Source organism: Dactylosporangium sp. CA-092794 (genome assembly GCF_050948465.1).
Classification (GTDB): Bacteria; Actinomycetota; Actinomycetes; order Mycobacteriales; family Micromonosporaceae; genus Dactylosporangium.
In genome coordinates, this window is record NZ_CP192044.1 from 2,364,674 (window position 1) to 2,383,957 (window position 19,284).

At 72.7% G+C, this 19,284-nt stretch carries 17 protein-coding genes; all 17 read left to right on the forward strand.

All coding sequences use genetic code 11. From position 1 onward, the window contains the following. Nucleotides 1-80: 80 nt before the first annotated feature. The 17 genes from ACQPXD_RS10395 (at nucleotide 81) to ACQPXD_RS10475 (ending at nucleotide 19,255) form a co-directional block, all read left to right on the forward strand. Entirely contained in the window at nucleotides 81-632 is a 552-nt protein-coding gene (locus ACQPXD_RS10395; RefSeq protein WP_432837146.1) for a SigE family RNA polymerase sigma factor, read from the forward strand. 311 nt (nucleotides 633-943) lie between these two features. After that, nucleotides 944-1,657 (forward strand): Gmad2 immunoglobulin-like domain-containing protein, encoded by a 714-nt coding sequence (locus ACQPXD_RS10400; protein WP_432837148.1) that lies wholly within the window; start codon nucleotides 944-946, stop codon nucleotides 1,655-1,657. Nucleotides 1,658-1,726: 69 nt separating this feature from the next. Beyond that, nucleotides 1,727-1,990 (forward strand): phosphoribosyl-ATP diphosphatase, encoded by a 264-nt coding sequence (locus tag ACQPXD_RS10405; protein ID WP_432837150.1) that lies wholly within the window; start codon nucleotides 1,727-1,729, stop codon nucleotides 1,988-1,990. 54 nt (nucleotides 1,991-2,044) lie between these two features. Then, nucleotides 2,045-2,896, forward strand: coding sequence for an ATP phosphoribosyltransferase (hisG, locus tag ACQPXD_RS10410; protein ID WP_432837152.1), 852 nt, complete (start codon nucleotides 2,045-2,047; stop codon nucleotides 2,894-2,896). Nucleotides 2,897-2,912: 16 nt separating this feature from the next. After that, complete coding sequence (locus ACQPXD_RS10415; protein ID WP_432837154.1) at nucleotides 2,913-3,377, forward strand: PH domain-containing protein; 465 nt, start codon at nucleotides 2,913-2,915, stop codon at nucleotides 3,375-3,377. A gap of 270 nt (nucleotides 3,378-3,647) precedes the next feature. After that, complete coding sequence (gene infC / locus ACQPXD_RS10420) at nucleotides 3,648-4,268, forward strand: translation initiation factor IF-3 (RefSeq protein WP_432843781.1); 621 nt, start codon at nucleotides 3,648-3,650, stop codon at nucleotides 4,266-4,268. A 142-nt stretch (nucleotides 4,269-4,410) separates the two neighbouring features. Continuing rightward, on the forward strand, nucleotides 4,411-4,605 hold the full coding sequence (gene rpmI, locus ACQPXD_RS10425) for a 50S ribosomal protein L35 (protein ID WP_432837156.1): 195 nt from the start codon (nucleotides 4,411-4,413) through the stop codon (nucleotides 4,603-4,605). 114 nt (nucleotides 4,606-4,719) lie between these two features. Further along, the gene (rplT, locus tag ACQPXD_RS10430) at nucleotides 4,720-5,082 is read left to right on the forward strand and encodes a 50S ribosomal protein L20 (RefSeq protein ID WP_432837158.1); all 363 of its coding nucleotides are present in this window, start codon (nucleotides 4,720-4,722) and stop codon (nucleotides 5,080-5,082) included. Beyond that, on the forward strand, nucleotides 5,069-5,875 hold the full coding sequence (locus ACQPXD_RS10435; protein ID WP_432837160.1) for a TrmH family RNA methyltransferase: 807 nt from the start codon (nucleotides 5,069-5,071) through the stop codon (nucleotides 5,873-5,875). The genes rplT and ACQPXD_RS10435 overlap by 14 nt, the downstream gene beginning before the upstream one ends. A 140-nt stretch (nucleotides 5,876-6,015) precedes the next feature. Further along, on the forward strand, nucleotides 6,016-7,101 hold the full coding sequence (pheS, locus tag ACQPXD_RS10440) for a phenylalanine--tRNA ligase subunit alpha (protein ID WP_432837162.1): 1,086 nt from the start codon (nucleotides 6,016-6,018) through the stop codon (nucleotides 7,099-7,101). Nucleotide 7,102: 1 nt separating this feature from the next. Next, nucleotides 7,103-9,577: a phenylalanine--tRNA ligase subunit beta gene (gene pheT, locus ACQPXD_RS10445; RefSeq protein ID WP_432837164.1), complete on the forward strand. Its 2,475-nt coding sequence runs from the start codon at nucleotides 7,103-7,105 to the stop codon at nucleotides 9,575-9,577. A 187-nt stretch (nucleotides 9,578-9,764) separates the two neighbouring features. After that, on the forward strand, nucleotides 9,765-10,976 hold the full coding sequence (locus ACQPXD_RS10450) for a nucleotide sugar dehydrogenase (protein ID WP_432837166.1): 1,212 nt from the start codon (nucleotides 9,765-9,767) through the stop codon (nucleotides 10,974-10,976). Then, nucleotides 10,973-11,770 carry a glycosyltransferase family 2 protein gene (locus ACQPXD_RS10455; protein ID WP_432837168.1) on the forward strand — a complete coding sequence of 266 codons (798 nt, stop codon included), beginning with the start codon at nucleotides 10,973-10,975 and terminating at the stop codon, nucleotides 11,768-11,770. Before ACQPXD_RS10450 ends, ACQPXD_RS10455 begins: the two co-directional genes overlap by 4 nt. 12 nt (nucleotides 11,771-11,782) lie before the next feature. Continuing rightward, nucleotides 11,783-12,808 carry an NAD-dependent epimerase/dehydratase family protein gene (locus ACQPXD_RS10460; RefSeq protein ID WP_432837170.1) on the forward strand — a complete coding sequence of 342 codons (1,026 nt, stop codon included), beginning with the start codon at nucleotides 11,783-11,785 and terminating at the stop codon, nucleotides 12,806-12,808. A gap of 926 nt (nucleotides 12,809-13,734) precedes the next feature. Beyond that, nucleotides 13,735-14,943 carry a hypothetical protein gene (locus ACQPXD_RS10465; RefSeq protein WP_432837172.1) on the forward strand — a complete coding sequence of 403 codons (1,209 nt, stop codon included), beginning with the start codon at nucleotides 13,735-13,737 and terminating at the stop codon, nucleotides 14,941-14,943. Between the two features lie 86 nt (nucleotides 14,944-15,029). Continuing rightward, nucleotides 15,030-17,747: an AAA family ATPase gene (locus tag ACQPXD_RS10470; RefSeq protein ID WP_432837174.1), complete on the forward strand. Its 2,718-nt coding sequence runs from the start codon at nucleotides 15,030-15,032 to the stop codon at nucleotides 17,745-17,747. A gap of 83 nt (nucleotides 17,748-17,830) precedes the next feature. Beyond that, nucleotides 17,831-19,255 carry a hydrolase gene (locus ACQPXD_RS10475; protein ID WP_432837176.1) on the forward strand — a complete coding sequence of 475 codons (1,425 nt, stop codon included), beginning with the start codon at nucleotides 17,831-17,833 and terminating at the stop codon, nucleotides 19,253-19,255. The last annotated feature ends 29 nt before the right edge of the window (nucleotides 19,256-19,284 follow it).

Sequence of the window (19,284 nt, forward strand, 5' to 3'; positions counted from 1 at the left end):
ACGGTAAACCGATGGGCGTACCCGCGCGTCGTCCGTGTGTGATGGCCGACGCCGCGCCAGCGGCATGGGACGGTGGGCCGGTGCAGGTGGCGACCCCCAGGGAACCCGCGCGGGACGAGGACGCGCGGGTGTGGAGCGCGGACGACGCGATCGCCGCGCTGTTCTCCGCGCACTACCGCGGGCTGGTGCGGATGGCGGTGCTGCTGCTGCACGACGACGGGGTGGCCGAGGACGTGGTCCAGGACGCCTACGTCGCCCTCCACCGCCGCTGGTGGCGCCTGCGCGACGCGGACAAGGCCCTCGCCTACCTGCGCACCAGCGTGGTGAACGGGGCCCGTTCGGCGCTGCGCCGCCGCGGGGTCGCCGAGCGGCATCTCGCCCGCGGTCCGGCCGAGCCGCTGGTCGTGGCCAGCGCGGAGACCGGCGCGCTGAGCCTCCTGCGGCACCGCGAGGTTCTGGACGCGGTACGCCGCCTGCCCACTCGCCAGCGCGAGGCCATCGTGCTGCGGTACTACGCGGAGCTGTCCGAGTCCGAGATCGCCGACGCCATGGGCGTCAGCCGGGGCGCCGTCAAGAGCCACGCGGCGCGCGGGATGGCCGCGCTGCGGCAGAGTCTGGAGCAAGCGCCATGAGGCCGTCGGGCCAGACCCCGGAGGACCGCCTGCGCGAGGCCCTGCGCGCCCGCGCCGACGAGGCGGAGCCGTCGCCGGACGCCCTGCCGCGCATCCGGATGCGCACCGCCCGCCGGCGCCCCGGCCTGCTGGCCCTCGTCGCCGCGTCCGCCGCCGTCGCCACGGCGGTCGCGGCCGGGGCGGTAGCCGTCGCCGTGGCCGATCGCGACCCGCATCGGCCGCAGGTACCTAGTACCACGAAATCCGAAAAACCGGACAGCTCGCCCAGTGTGCCGCCGACCAGCGGCGCCCCCGTCACGGGGCCGAAGGCGGTGAATCTGCCCGTGTACTTTGCCCGCAATGCCCGGCTGTACCGCGAGTTCCGGCCCACCGTCCTCGCGCCGGACGACGACGCGAGCCGGATCGCCGCGGCCGTGCGCAAGTCGCTGGCCGGGGACGCGGCCGACCCCGACTACCGCAGCCTGTGGCCGCCGACCGTCACCGTCCGTTCGGTCACCGTCCAGGGGACCCAGGTGACCGTCGACCTCGGCGACGTGGGCCCGGCCCCGCCCGCCGGCGGGCCGCCCGACCTGGCGGTACAGCAGCTCGTGTACACGGTCGCCGCGGCCGCGACGTACACCTCGATCAAGAGGGCGGACGGCGTCCGGCTGCTGATCGACGGCCGGCCGGCCGCCAGCCTGTGGGGCACGGACATCTCCGGATCGCTGCACCAGGCCCCGATGGTCGACGTCCAGGCCCCCGTCTGGGTGATCGAGCCGGCCCAGGGCGCGCAGGTCGGCAAGACGTTCACGGTGTACCTGGCCGGGATCGTGTTCGAGGGCACCGTCACCCTGCGCATCCGCGACGCCACCGGCACCCTGCTGCACGAGCAGGTGGTCCAGCTCAGCGCCGGCGCGCCGGCCCTCGGCGAGGCCCGGGTGACGCTGCAGTTGCCGGCCGGCCACTACGCGGTGGAGGCCTACTACGTCGCGATGAAGGACGGCACGGCCCAGTGGGTGGACGACCACGACTTCACCGTCGGGTGAGTGACGGTGGGCACGCGTGTCGGTAACCGGATTCCGTTTCCGCCCCGCGGCCTGCGAGAATTCCAGCCCGTGAAGACCTTCGACGAGCTGTTCGCCGAGCTGTCCGCCAAGGCGGCGGCCGGCACTCCCGGTTCCGGCACCGTGGCGGCGCTGGAGAAGGGCGTGCATTTCATCGGCAAGAAGGTCGTCGAGGAGGCCGCCGAGAGCTGGATGGCGGCCGAGCACGAGGGCCAGGAGCGCACCGCCGAGGAGTTGTCGCAGCTGCTGTACCAGGTGCAATGCCTGATGCTGGCGACCGGGCTGTCGCTGGAAGACGTCTACCGACATCTGTAGTTCGGTCCCGTCCTTCCCCGGCAAACCCCGTCACCCGTCAGGAGACCAGCCGAAATGCTTCGCATCGCCGTGCCCAACAAGGGCACCCTCGCCCTGCCCGCCGCCCAGATGCTGCAGGAGGCCGGCTACCGCCAGCGCTCCGACCCCAAGGACCTGCTCTGCCGCGACGAGCCCAACGGCGTCGAGTTCTTCTACCTGCGGCCCCGCGACATCGCCACCTACGTCGGCTCGGGCGATCTCGACCTCGGGATCACCGGCCGTGACCTGCTCATCGACGCCGGCAGCCCGGCCGTGGAGGTGCTCGACCTGAACTTCGGCCGGGCCACCTTCCGGTTCGCCGCCGTGCCCGGCTCGGTCAAGGGCTCCGCCCCGGCCGACCTGGAGGGCCTGCGGGTCGCCACCGCCTACCCGGGCGTCATGGAGCGATATTTCGCCGAGCACGGCGTGCGCGCCGAGGTCATCCGCCTGGACGGCGCCGTGGAGAACGCCATCCGCCTCGGCGTCGCCGACGTCATCGCCGACGTGGTCGAGACCGGCCGGACCCTGCGCCAGGCCGGCCTGGACACGCTCGGCGACCCCATCCTCAAGTCCTCGGCGGTGCTGATCCGCCGCGCCTCCGAGGAGCTCCCGCCGGGCGTGCCGCAACTGCTCCGCCGGCTGCAGGGCGTGCTCGTGGCCCGGCAGTACGTGATGCTCGCCTACGACGTGAAGGCCGACGCGCTGGACGCCGCGGTCGCGCTGACCCCCGGCATCGAGTCGCCGACCATCTCCCCGCTGCACCGCGAGGGCTGGGTGGCGGTCCAGGCCATGGTGCCGCAGGTCGACGTGCACCGGATCATGGACGAGCTCTACGAGGTCGGCGCCCGCGCGATCCTGGTGACCGGAATCCACGCCTGCCGCCTGTAGTGGCAGACTGGGCGGCGTGAGCAGCACGCCTTCAGCGGTCCGGGCCCGGCCTCAGCGGGCCCGGTTCATCGCGTATGTCCTGGCGCTCGTCGTGGTCGTGGTCTTCACCCTGATCGCGTTCGGGCTGCACGGCAAGACCGGCGACGGGCCGGGCTACTTCCAGCGCGGCGACCAGGCGGCGATGATCGGCCTGGGCCTGTGCGCCGCGGCCGGCATCCTCATGATGACCCGGCCGCGGGTCGAGGCCGACGCGCACGGGGTCCGGGTGCGCAACATCATCGGCGGCTACGACCTGCCGTGGGAGGTGGTGCGGGCGGTGACGTTCGGCCGCGGCGCGCCCTGGCTCACCCTTGACCTGCACGACGACGAGCGGATCGCGGTCATGGCGGTGCAACTGGCCGACAAGGACTACGCCGTGAAGGCCGCCCGTGGGTTGCGGTCCCTGCACGCCGCGAGCTTGTCACCGACCGTGGTAGAGTAGTCGGCGTCGACCGCATCCCGTCCCGACGGGGTGTCCGAAGCGGGACCGTCAGAGGTCCCCACCCGTGCGGCTCATCGAGGCGGCCGGGTCCGGTCCGGCCGTGTCGCACAGCAGTGCGGGGCGGTCGAAGCGGCCCTCGCCTGCGCACGCGCGGCGGGGGTTTTTGGCGTTGCCCGTGGCAAGCCAAGCTCGGGCCGGTGCCCGGGCGGAAATGCCGGACACGTGGGATGCGTTGACCACAGGAGTTGAAACACCTATTGAGGAGGCCACATCAGCGTCGAGCCACGCGTCAACGAGCAGATCCGGGCACGTGAGGTCCGGCTGGTCGGCCCGGAGGGTGAGCAGGTGGGCATCGTCCCGCTCGAGCGCGCGCTCCAGCTGGCCGCCGACGTGGACTTGGACCTGGTCGAAGTTGCGCCCATGGCACGCCCGCCTGTTTGCAAGCTCATGGACTTCGGCAAGTTCAAGTACGAGAGCGCGCTCAAGGCCCGGGAAGCCCGGCGTAACCAGCAGCAGACCGTCATCAAGGAGATGAAGCTCCGCCCGAAGATCGATCCGCACGACTACGAGACCAAGAAGGGTCACGTGGTGCGGTTCCTGAAGGCGGGCGACAAGGTCAAGGTAACGATCATGTTCCGTGGCCGCGAGCAGAGCCGCCCGGAGCTTGGTTTCCGGCTGCTGCGCAAGCTCTCGGAGGAAATCTCGGAGCTGGGCTTCGTCGAGGCCGCGCCCAAGCAGGACGGCCGCAACATGATCATGGTCTTGGCCCCTCACCGCAACGTGAAGGCCGCGGCCTCCCAGAACCGGGAGGCCAAGGCAGACGGCGGCGCAAGCTCGGAGGGCGAACCAGCCATCGAGCTGCCCGAGGTCGTCACCGCCGACCAGGCGTAATACAGCACCGTCATATCAACCACCGCGTCGTGCGGGCGGGCCCCGCACTGGCGCGGTCCCCGGCGGCGTGCGTCGCGCCGCGGCACCCTGACGCCATCGCGCAGGGTGCCGGCGCACCCGATGAATGAAGGGCAACACAAGCATGCCGAAGTTCAAACCGCACTCCGGGATGAAGAAGCGCGTGAAGATCACCGGTCGCGGCAAGATCCTCAGCGAACCGGCTGGCAAGCGCCACCTGCTCGAGGTCAAGCCCAGCCGGCGCACCCGGCGGCTGAGCGGCAACGTCGAGCTCGGACACTCCGAAACCCGCAAGGTCAACAAGCTCCTCGGCCGATAAGACGCGGCGCTGCAGTTCCCCCCAGCAATCCCGACGTTCATTCGGCTTTAGAATCCCGACCGGCCTCCTTCCGGGCACTGCCCGAGCCGGTCTCGCATGAGGAGTAATCGAACCGTGGCACGCGTGAAGCGGGCAGTGAATGCCCAGAAGAAGCGCCGCACCGTCCTGGAGACCGCCAGCGGCTACCGCGGGCAGCGCTCGCGGCTGTACCGCAAGGCCAAGGAGCAGGTGCTGCACTCGATGCAGTACGCCTACCGCGACCGTCGCGACCGCAAGGGTGACTTCCGCCAGCTGTGGATCACCCGGATCAACGCCGCGGCCCGCGCCAACGGCATGACCTACAACCGGCTCATCCAGGGCCTGCGCCTCGCCGGCGTCGAGGTCGACCGCAAGATCCTCGCCGAGCTCGCCGTCAGCGACGAGAAGGCGTTCAGCGGCCTGGTCCAGGTGGCGAAGACGGCCGTTGCCGCAGCCTGACCGGCGCACCGAGCAGTCGCGACCCGGGGTGTTCACCATTCGGACGCCCCGGGTCGTCGCTGCCCGGCGCCTGCACCGCCGCCGGGACCGCGACGAGACCGGCCGCTTCCTGGCCGAAGGACCGCAGGCCGTGCGCGAGGCGCTCAGGACCGGCGCCGTCGCCGAGACCTTCGCCACCGCCGAGGCCGCCGCCCGCTACCCGGAGCTGACCGCCGGCGCCTCCCTCGTCGACGAGGCCGCGATCCAGGCGCTCGCCGACACCGTCCAGCCCCAGGGCCTGGTCGCCGTCTGCCGCCAGCGGGACGTCCCGCTCGCCGCCGCCATCGACCGCGCGCCCCGCCTCACCGCCGTCTGCGTCGACATCCGCGACCCCGGCAACGCCGGCACCGTCCTGCGCACCGCCGACGCCGCCGGCGCCACCGCCGTCGTCTTCGCCGGCGAATCCGTCGACCCGTACAACGGCAAGGCCGTGCGCGCCTCCGCCGGCAGCCTCTTCCACGTCGACGTGGTCCGGGTCCGCGACGCCGCCGCCTGCGTCGAGGCGCTGCGCGCGGCCGGCATCCAGGTGCTCGCCGCCGACGGCTACGGCGACACCGACCTGTTCGACCTCGACACCCTCGACCGGCCCACCGCCTGGCTGTTCGGCTCCGAGGCCCACGGGCTGCCCAGGGACCTCGACGCCGACCGGCGGGTCCGGGTGCCGCTGTACGGTGGAGCCGAGAGCCTGAACCTGGCGGCGGCCGCGGCCGTCTGCCTGTATACTTCGGCGCAAGCGTTGAGGAGGCAGTCGTGAGCCTGTTTATCTGGCCCGCCGGCGACGGTGGGCTGATGATGGATGGGCGACTGGGAACTCACCCCTCCTGACTCCTTCCCACGGCCGGCGGGCGGACCTCACTACACTGTCCGAGGCCAATCTCCCGTGGGAAGAGTCCGATGACGTACCGCAATGATCCGTACGATCCGAAACAGGCCGCGCTGCTGGACCAGGCCGCCCTCGACGACGCCGTCGCCGCGGCCGGTAAGGCGTTCGCCGGCGCCGGCGACCTCGACGCCCTCGCCGCCCTGAAATCCCAGCACCTCGGCGACCGCGCTCCCGTGTCGCTGGCCCGCCGCGAGATCGGCGCGCTGCCCCCGGCCGCCAAGGCCGACGCCGGCAAGCGCGTCAACGTCGCCCGCGCCGCGATCCAGGCGGCCTACGACACCCGGCTGGCGGACCTCACCGCCGAGCGCGAGGAGCGGGTCCTGCGCGAGGAGGCCGTGGACGTCACCCTGCCGGCCGCCCGCCGCCCGTCCGGCGCCCAGCACCCGCTGACCAAGATCATGGAGCGGGTCGGCGACCTGTTCGTGAGCATGGGCTACGAGGTCGCCGAGGGCCCCGAGGTCGAGTGGGAGTGGTACAACTTCGACGCCCTCAACATGCACCCCGACCACCCCGCCCGCTCGATGATGGACACGTTCTTCGTCCAGGCCGGGGGAGCCCACCGGGAGGAGGACTCGCGTGTGGTGCTGCGCACCCACACCTCGCCGGTGCAGGCGCGCACGATGACCACCCGCAAGCCGCCGATCTACATCATCTGTCCCGGCCGGGTGTACCGCACCGACGAGCTCGACGCGACCCACACCCCGGTCTTCCACCAGGTCGAGGGCCTGGTCGTGGACAAGGGCATCACCATGGGCCACCTCAAGGGCACCCTCGACAACTTCGTCAAGGGCATGTTCGGCCCGCAGGCCCGCACCCGGCTGCGCCCGTCGTACTTCCCGTTCGTCGAGCCCGGCGCCGAGGTCGACCTGTGGTTCCCGCAGCACCGCGACGGCCCGCGCTGGGTCGAGTGGGGCGGCTGCGGCATGGTCAACCCGCGGGTGCTGCGCGCCTGCGGGATCGACCCGGAGGAGTATTCCGGCTTCGCCTTCGGCATGGGCATCGAGCGGGCGCTGATGTTCCGCAACGAGGCGGCCGACATGCGTGACATGGTGGAGGGCGACGTGCGCTACGCGCGGGCCTTCGGATGGGAGGCCTGAGGTGCGCGTTTCGCTCTCCTGGCTGCGCGAGCACGTCGACACCCCGGCCGAGCTCGACGCCGACGGGCTGGAGAAGGCCCTGGTCAAGGTCGGCCTCGAGGTCGAGGAGCTGGTCGACGCCGGTGCCACCGTCACCGGGCCGCTGCTCGTCGGGCGGGTCGAGTCGATCGAGGAGCTGCAGGGGCTGAAGAAGCCCATCCGGTACTGCCTCGTCGACGTCGGCGGCGAACAGCCCCAGGGCATCATCTGCGGCGCGCGCAACTTCGCCGAGGGTGACCTGGTCGTCGTCGCGCTGCCCGGCGCGGTGCTGCCCGGCGGCTTCGCCATCGCCGCGCGCAAGACCTACGGGCACATCTCCAACGGCATGATCTGCTCCGGTCGCGAGCTGGGCGTCAGCGACGACCACGAGGGGATCATCGTGCTGCCCCCGGACACGGCGAAGCCCGGCGACGAGGCGCGGCCGATCGTCGGGCTCGACGACGTCGTCGTCGACATCAACGTGACGCCCGACCGCGGGTACTGCTTCTCCGTGCGCGGGATCGCCCGCGAGCTGTCGCACTCCCTCGGCGGCGCCTACCGCGACCCGGTCGCGGCCGTGGTGCCGCTCGAGGGCGACGGCACCGAGGCGTACCCCATCGAGGTCCTCGACAGCATCGCCTGCGACCGGTTCACCGCCGTCGCCGTGCGCGGCGTCGACCCGGCCGCGGCCACCCCGCAGTGGATCAAGAACCGGCTGGCCACGGCCGGCATCCGGGCGATCTCGCTGCCGGTCGACATCACCAACTACGTGATGATCGAGATGGGCCAGCCGATGCACGCCTGGGACCTCGGGCAGCTCACCGGCCCGCTCGTGGTCCGCCGCGCGCGGGCCGGCGAGAAGCTCACCACGCTCGACGGCGTCACCCGCGGGCTCGACCCGGAGGACATCGTCATCGCCGACGCCACCGGCGTGGTCTCGCTCGCCGCCGTCATGGGCGGCACCACCACCGAGGTCTCGCCGGCCACGGTCGACGTGCTCTTCGAGGCCGCGCACTGGGAGCCGCGCTCGGTCGCCCGCACCATCCGCCGGCACAAGCTGCCCAGCGAGGCCGGCAAGCGCTACGAGCGCGGCGTCGACCCGCAGATCACCGCGGCCGCCTGTGCCCGGGCGGCGGCGCTGCTGGCGGAGCACGGCGGCGGCACGGTGTCCGCCGGTGTGACCGATGTCTATGCGGTGGTACCGCCCGAGCCGATCACGATGTCCGTGACGCGCCCGTCGGAGCTCGCCGGGGTCGACTACCCGGCCGGGCGGGTGCTGGAGATCCTCGCCATGATCGGCACCCAGGTCGTGGCCGCCGGCGACACGCTCACGGTCACCCCGCCGAGCTGGCGGCACGACCTCAACGACCCGGCCGACCTCGCCGAGGAGGTGCTGCGCCTCGACGGGTACGACCGGATCCCCAGCGTGCTGCCGATCGCCCCGCCCGGGCGGGGGCTCACCGCCACGCAGCGGCGCCGGCGCACCGTCGGTCGGGCGCTCGCCGACGCGGGCTACGTCGAGACGCTGTGCTACCCGTTCGTCGGCGCGGCCGCGCTCGACGCGCTGCGCCTGCCGGAGGACGACCCGCGCCGCGCCGCCGTGCTGCTGCGCAACCCGCTCTCCGACGAGGAGCCGCAGCTGCGCACCACGCTGCTGCCGCCGCTGCTCGCCGCGCTGCGCCGCAACCTCGGCCGGGGCCTGCGCGACCTGGCGCTGTTCGAGATCGGGCTGGTCTTCCTGCCCGGCGGGCCGCTGCGGGTCGCCCCGGCGGCCGGCAACGACGGGCCGCCGAGCACCGAGGAGCTCGCCGCCGTCGACGAGCTGCTGCCGCACCAGCCGTGGCACGTCGCCACCGTCATCGCCGGCGACGCCGAGCCGGCCGGCTGGTGGGGCGGCGGGCGCCCGGCCGACTGGGCCGACGCGGTCGAGTCGGCCCGTGCGGTCGCCGCGGCGGCCGGCGTCGAGCTGACCGTCCGGGCCGCGGCGCAGGCGCCCTGGCACCCGGGCCGCTGCGCGGCGCTGCTGGTCGGCGACACCGTCGTCGGGCACGCCGGCGAGCTGCACCCGGCGGTCTGCGCCGACCTCGACCTGCCCCGCCGGACCGTGGCGATGGAGCTGGACCTCGACGCGGTGCCGATCCCGCCCGTGTCGATCGCCCCGCGGCTGTCGAGCTTCCCGGCGGCCTTGATCGACGTCGCGCTCGTCGTCGACGCGGCCACCCCGGCCGCCGAGGTGGAGACGGCGCTGGCCGAGGGCGCCGGGGAACTGCTCGAGTCCGTCCGGCTCTTCGACGTGTACTCCGGGCAGCAGCTCGGCGAGGGCCGCAAGTCGCTGGCGTACAAGCTCACGCTGCGCGCCGCCGACCGCACCCTCACCGGCGAGGAGGCGCTCGCCGCCCGCGACGCCGCCGTGGCGGTCGCCGCCGACCGGCTGGGGGCGGTGCTGCGCGGCGCCTGACCCGGCGCCCGGTTTCGCGACGGCGGCCACGGGGCATACTGTGGCCGCCGTCACGTATGTCCGATGACGGACTGTCGCGGCCGTGCTGGTTCGGGCCGCTGTGTGCCGGAGGTGGTACCGTCACGGCGCCGTGCGGGTTTCCCTGGTGGCGGCCGGTATCGATCACATTTTTCCGAAGGGGTGGCGCGTGTCAGACGTCAGTGCATCGACGGGGTTCACCACCGACGTCGTCGTCATCGGCGGCTGTGGCCGGGTGGGGCTGCCCCTCGGCATCGCCCTGGCCTCCCGTGGCCTGCAGGTGACGCTGTACGACATCAACCAGGCCGCGGTCGACGTGGTCAACAGCGGGCGGCTGCCGTTCGACGAGGAGGGCGCCGCCGCGCCGCTCGCGACCGCGGTCGCCGAGGGCCGGCTCAAGGCGAGCGTCGACCCGGCCACCGTCGCCACGGCCGAGCACCTGATCGTGATCGTGGGCACGCCGGTCGACGAGCACCTCAACCCCAACATCGCGGCGGTGCCCAAGGCGATCGAGCGCTGCGCGGAGTACCTCCGCGACGGTCAGCTGATCGTGCTGCGCAGCACCGTCCACCCGGGGGTGACCGCGCTCACGGAGAAGCTGATCAAGCGCCTTGGCGTCGACGCGGACGTGGCCTTCTGCCCGGAGCGCATCGCCGAGGGTAAGGCGATGACCGAGCTGTTCGAGCTGCCGCAGATCGTCGCCGCCCGCACCCCGGAGGCGACCGAGCGCGCCGAGAAGCTCTTCCGCAACCTGGCCAGCCAGATCGTCATCCTCGAGCCGGAGGAGGCGGAGCTGGCCAAGCTGTTCACCAACACCTGGCGGTACATCAAGTTCGCCGCCGCCAACCAGTTCTGGATGATGTCCAACGACTTCGGCCTGGACTTCGAGCGGATCCGCCACGCGATCCGGTTCCAGTACCCGCGCGCCGCCGATATGCCCGGCGCCGGCTTCGCCGCCGGCCCGTGCCTGCTCAAGGACACCATGCAGCTGGCGGCGTTCAACAACAACAACTTCGTCCTCGGCCACAGCGCCATGCTGATCAACGAGGGCCTGCCGCTGTATGTCGTCTCCAAGCTCCAGGAGCGCTTCGACCTGTCCGAGCTGACGGTCGGCATCCTGGGCATGGCGTTCAAGGGCGGCAGCGACGACATCCGCGAGTCCCTGGCCTACAAGCTGCGCAAAGTCGTCATGCTGCGGGCCAAGGAGACGCTGTGCACCGACCCCTACGTCAAGGATGACCGGCTGGTCCCGCTCGACGAGGTGCTCACCCGGGCCGACCTGCTCATCATCGCCGCGCCCCACCCGGAGTACCGTGACCTCCGGACGGAAATTCCCGTTGCGGACATGTGGGGCGTGACGAACAAGGGCGTGCGTATATGAGCTTTGTGCCACAGATCTCTGTGGTCATCCCGGTCTACAACGAGGGCGAGGCGATCGTTCGCTGCCTCGACCGCATTCTCCGCGAGGTCATGATGCCGGCGGAGATCCTCGTCGTGCACGACATGCCCGAGGACACGACCGTGCCCTTCGCGCAGGAGGTGCAGGCCCGCGACGCGCGGGTCCGGCCGGTGCTCAACACCTACGGCCGCGGCCCGGCCAACGCGATCCGGTTCGGCATCGACGTGGCCCGGGCGCCGGTCGCGGTGGTCACCATGGCCGACGGCTCCGACGACCCGCGCCAGATCGAGGACCTCGCCCGGCTCGTCGACCGGGGCGTGGTGGTGGCCGCGGCGTCGCGGTACATGCCCGGCGGCCAGCAGGTCGGCGGGCCGCGGTTCAAGCGGTTCCTGTCCCGCAATGCCGGGCGCACCCTGCACTGGTTCGCCCGGGTCGGCACCCGGGACGCGACCAACAGCTTCAAGGCCTACTCGACGCGGTTCGTCCGGGAGGTCGGCATCGAGTCGAAGACCGGCTTCGAGATCGGCATCGAGCTGACCGCGAAGGCGAACCGGCTGCGGCTGCCCGTCGCCGAGATCCCGACGATCTGGCTCGACCGGCAGCTCGGGGAGTCCCGCTTCGACGTGGGCCGGTTCATGCCGAGCTACCTCAAGTGGTATCGCTTCGCGTTCGGCCGCAGACTGACCATGGAACAGTTGACGAGGCGCCCGGCCTCGTCGGCGGCCCGCGACGACGCGCAGGCCGCGCGCGAGAGCACTTCCGCAACACAAGGCTGATAAGGAGCATTTGTGGCAAAGGTCCTGGTCACCGGCTCGGCCGGCTTCATCGGTGGTTATGTCGTCGAGGAGCTGCTCGCCCGCGGCTACCAGGTAGTCGGCCTGGACAACTACTCGAAGTACGGGCCGGTCACGCGCAGCTACGACTCCCACCCGGACTACCGGTTCGTCGAGGGCGACGCCCGCGACGCCGACCTGGTCTCCGAGCTGCTGGAGGGCTGCGAGCACTTCATCGCGGGCGCGGCGCTCATCGGCGGCATCTCCTACTTCCACGCCTACGCCTACGACCTGCTCGCCACCAACGAGCGGATCATGGCCTCCTCCTGCGACGCCGCCATCAAGGCGCACCAGGCCGGCACGCTGAAGAAGATGACCTACATGTCGTCGTCGATGGTCTTCGAGTCGACCACGCACTGGCCCTCGAAGGAGGGCGACGAGCGCGCCGTTCCCCCGCCGCTGTCGTCCTACGGCTTCCAGAAGCTGGCCGTGGAGTACTTCGCCAAGGCAGCCTGGGACCAGTACAAGCTGCCCTACACGATCGTGCGCCCGTTCAACTGCGTCGGCGTCGGCGAGGGCCGCGCCCTCGGCGACGTCGAGGTCCTGTCGGGCAACGTCAAACTGGCCATGTCCCACGTCGTGCCCGACCTCGTGCAGAAGATCATCAAGGGCCAGGACCCGCTGCACATCCTCGGCTCCGGCGAGCAGGTCCGCCACTACACCTACGGCGGCGACCTGGCCAAGGGCATCCTCGCGGCCATGGAGTCCGACCAGGCCCGCAACCAGGACTTCAACATCTCCACCGAGGAGTCGACCACCGTCCTGCAACTCGCCGAGGTGATCTGGCGCAAGATCAAGGGCCCCGACGCCCCGCTGCGCGTGGTCTCCGACGACCCCTACGAGTACGACGTCCAGAAGCGCGTGCCGGACTGCACCAAGGCGCGCGAGGTGCTCGGCTTCGAGGCCACCACGTCGCTGGACAAGATGCTCGACGAGGTCATCCCATGGGTCACCGAGGCGGTCAAGGAAGGCCGCCTGTAGCGCCGAACCGCACCAGGGCCCCGCTTCGGCGGGGCCTAGCCCTCTCCCCACCTCCGCCTCCGCGGCCCTCCGTCCGCCGCCCTCCGCGGCCCACCGCCTTCACCTCCGAGGCCCTCCGCCTGCGCGGCGCTCCGTCCGCCACCGCCTCCACCTCCGCGGCCCGCCGCCCTCCGCCGCCCTCCTCCGCCCTCCGCCTGCGCGGCGCTCCGTCCGCCACCGCCTCCACCTCCGCGGCCCGCCGCCCTCCGCCGCCCTCCTCCGCCCTCCGCCTGCGCGGCGCTCCGTCCGCCACCGCCTCCACCTCCGCGGCCCGCCGCCCTCCGCCGCCCTCCTCCGCCCTCCGCCTCCGCGGCGCTCCGCTCTCGCGGCGCTCCGCTCTCGCGGCGTTCTGTTTTCGCGGCGTTCTGTTTTCGCAGCGTTCTGCCTTCGGGGCTCTTCGTCTTCGCGGCGTTCTATCGTGGCCTGGCGATCGCGTCCCACATGGCGGACACTGCATGGCGCGGCGACGAGAAGTCTCCGTGATCATGCAGTACCGCCATCGACACCAACGGTTTTTCATGATCGTGGAGTGTTGATGTACCCCTGTGTACCAAATGTCTCCAGGATCATGAAAAACCCGTGGTTCGGACACCGCGAGCATCATGATCACGGAGACATTCGTCCGCCCCGGCCGTGCCGATCGGATGCGCTCCCCGCCCTTGGCCAGGGATCGCGTTGCCTCGGCTGGTTCCCGCGCCCCTTTGGGGGCACCGTTTCGTTGAATAAGCGTGGCCGTCGTCCAACATCACGAAATTTCCGGAAATATCCGGCGCGGAGCGACGGATATTTCAGGATCTGCTGAACCGGATATTTCCGAATCGGGCCGCTTCGGTAGTCGTGGTCGTCGAGGGTGCGCCGGCCGGGCGCTCGGGCTCGGGGCGGGGGCCGTGGTCGCCGGGGCCGTTGTGGGGCTGTGCCGGACCCGTGCGCCGGGGGCGCTGGACTCCATCTGGGCCGAGGACGGGCAGAACTTCCTGACCGACGCGCTCAACCGGCCGTGGTATGAGGCGATATTCACCCCTTTCAACGGATATTTCCACGTCGTCGCGCGGCTGTGCTGGGCCGGGATCGCGCTGTTCCCCGTCGGGTGGGCGGCCGCGCTCAACGCGGGGGTCGACGCGGTGCTGACCAGCCTGCTGGCGCTCGCCGTGTACGGCGCCGCGCGGTCGCGGCTCGAGCGGTTCCCGGCCGTCGTCATCGGGGTCAGCGCGGCGCTGCCGATGGGCTTCGTGCCGAACGCGCTCGCGCAGCTGCAGTTTCCGCTGGTGTACGCCGGGCTCTGGATGCTGCTCTGGCGGCGCACCACCGCGCTGACCGTCGGGCTGCCCGGGCTCGCCGCGCTCAACTCCATGCTCGGCGTCCTGCTGCTGCCGGTCGCCGTGGCCGGGCTCGTGCGGTACCGCAGCCGGGAATGGCTCTGCAAGCTCCTCGGCCTGCTCCCGGGAACGCTGCTGCAGCTGATCCCGCTGCTCGCCGGCGCGACCCGGCGCGGGCTGGGGGAGCGGCCCGAGCGCGACCCGGTCGCGGTCGCCGGGATGTACCTGCGCTGGGGCGTGCCGCGCTCGTTCCTCGGGCCCGCCTGGCTCGGCCCGCCCTACGCCGACCCGTGGGGCCACCGGGCCCTGGTCGCGGCCGGGCTGCTGATCCCGGCCGGGCTGGCGGGCCTGGCGCTGTGGCGGCGGGCGTGGGGCCCGGCCCGGCTCGCCGCCGTCCTGGCCGGGTTCGCCGTGCTCGCCGGGGCGCTCCAGATCGCCGTGCACGGCCACGGCGAGGACCGCTACCTGGTGCTGGTGAGCCTGCCCAACATCGCCGCGGGGGTCTGCCTGGCGACCGCCCGGCAACGCTCCGGCGGCGCCCGCGGTTGCCTGCGCGATCGGATTCCGCTTGTCGTGTTCGCGACACTTGTGGGCGTCGTCGCCGCCGCCAACCTGTGCCCGGCGGGGCCCCGGGACGGCGGCCCGCGCTGGAGCGGCGCGGTGGCCCGGGCTCGGGCGGAATGCCTTGTACAGCCCGGTTCGGCGCGGGTCAGGGTGCACACCGCGCGGTGGCCGGTGCTCGGCTGGGAGGCGGTGCTGCCCTGCTCCCGGCTGGGATGATTCACGGTCGGCCGGGCTTCACGCGGGCGTACCGCACAATTCTCCCGCCGTTGCGACGAAAGGGCGTTCGTTAGAGACTCGGCGTCGTGGTGAGCACCTCGTCGGCGCCCATCGGCCGGGCCGATCTCCTGAACCACGCCCGGGAGCGGCTCGCGGCGGGGGGCAGCGTCGTGCTCTGCGGGCCCGCGGGGATCGGCAAGTCGACCATCCTCGACGCCCTCGCCGCCGCCGAGACCGAGGCGCTGGTGCTGCGCGCCGCCGCCGCGGAGGCCGAGGCCGACCTGCCGTATCTGGCGCTGGTCGATCTCTTCGACGGCGCGCCGGCCGCCTTCGACGTGCTCCCGGCCCACCTGCGCGCGGCCCTGGACGGGGCGCTGCTGCGCAGCGCGCTGCCGGCCACCCCGCACGACCAGCTGGCGGTGCGCCTGGCGGTGCTGGAGCTGTTCCGCTCGCTCGCCGGCGAGCGGCCCGTGCTGCTGATCCTCGACGACGTGCAGTGGATCGACGAGCCCAGCGCCGGGGTGCTGCGCTTCGTGTCCCGCCGGCTCGGGGAGGTGCCGGTGCGGGTCCTGGCGGCCGAGCGCGTGCCCGACGGCGGCGCACCCAGCCGGCTCGACCTGTGCCCGCCGCCGAGCGCCACGCTGCCGGTGCCGCCGCTGCCCCAGGGCGACGTGGCCGACCTGCTGCGGGCCCGCTTCGGCGCCGAGGCCGGCCGGGCCCACGTGCAGCGCATCTACGAGGCGAGCGCCGGCAACCCGCTCTACGCCGTCGAGCTCGGCCGGGCGATCGGCAACAGCCTGTTCCCGGCGACCGACCCGCTGCCCGTCCCGGAGCGGCTGCGCGAGCTGCTCGCCGCGCGCCTGGCCTCCCTGCCCGCCGACGACTGGCCGGCGCTGCTGGTCGTCGCCGCGGCGGCCCGGCCCAGCCTGAGTCTGCTGGGCGCGTGCGGGCTCGGCGAAGGGCACGTCGAGGCCGCCGTCGCTTCGGGGGTACTGCACGTGGAGCCGGACGGCGCGATCCGGTTCTCCCACCCGTTACTGCGCGAGATGGTCTACGCCGACGCCACCGCCGCCGCCCGGCGGGAGACCCACGAGCGGCTCGCCGACACCGTCACCGACCCGGTCGACCGGGCCCGGCACCTCGCCGCCGCCCGCCCCGAGCCCGACGAGGGCCTGGCCGAGTGCCTCGCCGACGCCGCGTCCGCGGCCCGGCTGCGCGGCGCCCCGGCGATGGCCGCCGACCTGGCCGCGCTCGCGGCCGACCGCACTCCCCGCGACACGCCGGGCGTGGCCGCGGTGCGCCGGCTCAGCGCCGCGCAGTATGCGTACTCGGCCGGCTCGCCCGCCGACGCGCGCCGGCACGCGGCCGCCGCGCTGCGCGACGCGGCCGACCGGCGGACCCGGGTCGGGGCCCGGCTGCTGCTGGTGGAGATGTCCGGCGAGGACCACTCCAACTCCGGCCCGCTGCTCGACGCCGCGTTCGTCGAGGCCGTCGACACCCCCGACCTGCTGGCCCACGTCCGGCTGTACAAGGCGATCAAGGCCTACTGGGACGGCGACAGCGAGGCCGCCCTGGCCGAGCTCAAGCGCGCCGAGGAGGCCGCGGAGCTGTGCGGCGACATGGAGCGGCTGGTCGAGGTGCTCAGCTGGCGGGGCAACATCCTGCTCGGCACCGAGGGCGACGAGTATCTCGAGCGGGCCGGCAAGCTCGCCCGCGGCCTGTCGCTCACCCCGGCCACGGTCGCCGCCCGCCAGGTCGCGGCGATGAGCCGGCTGTTCAAGGGCGAGACCGCCGAGGCGGTGCGGCGCATCGAGGCGCTGCGGATCGCGGTCGAGCGGGCCGGCACCGTGCGCGACCTCGCCGCCGTGCTGGTCTCGGTGGCGGGCATCTACTGGCGGGCCGGCCGGTGCGCCGACGCGGTCGTGGCCGGCCGCGACTGCGTGCGCCTCTACGTCGACGTGGAGACCACTCCCGGCCCCGGGTACCTGGTCGCCGCCCTGGTCGAGTACGCGGGCGGCACGGCCACCGCCGCCGCCGGCTACGCCGAGCGCGGGGTCGCGGCCTGCCTCGCCGCCGGCGACGAGGACTGGATCAAGCTGGCGTACGCGACCAGCGGCCTGGTGCACATGCTGCGCGGCGACCCGGTCGCCGCGGCCGAGGCGATGCGCGAGGCGTATGCGCTCGACCAGCGCCTGGGCCGGATGGACCCGGGCGTGCTGCCCTGGCACGCCGACTTCGTCGAGGCGCTCGTCGGCGCCGGGGCCCGGGCCGAGGCGGCCGAGGTCCTGGAGGAGGTCGAGCAGCGGGCCCGGCACCTCGACCGCAAGGTGGTGCTGCTGGGCCTGGCCCGGGCCCGGGCGGTGCTCACCGCGGCCACCGGCGAGGCCCGGGAGGGCGCGGAGGCGCTGCACCGGGCGCTCGAGGAGTGGAGCGAGCACCCGTACCCGCTCGAGGTGGCCCGCGCCCACTACACGCTCGGCGGCCTGGAGCGGCGCGCGCACCGCCGGGGCGCGGCCCGCGCGGCGCTGTCCGAGTCGGTCCGCCGCTACGGGCTGGCCGACGCCCACCCGTGGCGCGAGGTCGCCGCGGCCGACCTGGCGCGGCTCGACGGCGGGCGGGGCGCGGGGCTGTCGGAGACCGAGCGGCGCATCGTCGAGCTGGTGCGGGCGGGCGCCACCAACCGGGAGATCGCCCGGGCGCTGTTCCTGTCGATCAAGGCGGTCGAGGCGAACCTCACCCGGCTGTACCGCCGCCTCAACGTCCGCAACCGCTCACAGCTCGCGCGCTTCCTGGATCCCGAGTAGGGTCCCTCGCCTAACCCGCGGTTCACGCTCGGGGCGCCCTGGCGCCCATAGACTCCCTCCGATTCCTTCTATCGGAGGTCGTCGTGTTCAAACGCGCCCTGCTCGCCGTCGCGCTGATGACGGCGGGTATCACCTACCTGGCGGGTGCGGCCACATCCCAGGCCGCCACCGTGCACCGGGTCCTCTTCGACAACACCAAGGCCGAGACCGCGGGCAACGCGGACTGGATCATCAGCACCTCGCAGCCCGACCCCCTCGGGCAGAACGCCAACCCGACCAGCGAGACGTCGTGGACCGGCGCGCTGTCCTCGTGGGGCGTGGCCCTGCAGCGCACCGGGGAGTACAGCCTCAAGACGCTGCCGGCCGGGAACACCATCACCTACGGCGGGTCGGGCGCGCTCGACCTCAGCAAGTTCGACGAGTTCGTCATGCCCGAGCCCAACGCGCCGCTCAGCAGCGCGGAGAAGACCGCGATCATGCGGTTCATCCAGAACGGCGGCGGGTTCTTCCTGATCGTCGACCACACCGGCAGCGACCGCAACAGCGACGGCTGGGACTCGGTGAAGGTCGCCAACGACCTGCTGACGAACAACGGCGTCGACAACACCGACCCGTTCGGCTTCAGCGTCGACGTCAACAACATCGACACCGAGAACCCGGCCGCGATCAGCAGCTCGACCGACCCGGTCATCAACGGCCCGTTCGGCAAGGTGCGGGGCAGCATCATCCGCAACGGCAGCACCCAGACGCTGCACCCGTCGAACAACTCGTCGGTGAAGGGGCTGGTCTACCGGTCCGGGTTCACTCCCGGGGGTACCACCGGCGCGTTCTTCACCACGAGCACGTTCGGCTCCGGCCGGGTGGCGGTCTGGGGCGACAGCTCGCCGATCGACGACGGCACCGGGCAGTCGGGCAACACGCTGTACGACGGCTGGAACGACACCGCGGGCACCAACGCGGCGCTGGCCCTGAACGCGACCGCGTGGCTGGCCGGCACGGGCACCACCACCCCGCCCACCACCACGCCGCCGACCACCCCGCCGGGTGGCGGTACCTGCCCGGGCGGCCAGCTGTTCGGCAACCCCGGCTTCGAGACCGGCTCGGCCGGCCCGTGGACGGCGACCTCCGGCGTGGTCTCCAGCAGTTCCTCGGAGCCCGCGCACAGCGGCTCGTGGAAGGCGTGGCTGGACGGTTACGGCGCGGCGCACACCGACACGCTGTCGCAGACGGTGACCATCCCGTCCGGCTGCACCCGGGCGACGCTGTCGTTCTGGCTGCTGGTGGACACCGACGAGACGGGCTCGACGGCCTACGACACGCTGACCGTGACCGCCGGCTCGACCACCCTGGCGACGTACTCGAACGTGAACGCCTCGACCTCGTACCAGCAGAAGACGCTGACCGTGACCGGCACCGGCTCGGTGAAGGTGACGTTCACCGGGGTAGAGGGCACCAAGATCGCGACCTCGTTCGTGCTCGACGACCTGAGCCTCGTCCCGTCCGCGTGAAGCCCCGCGCAACGCGCTTGAAACCTGGG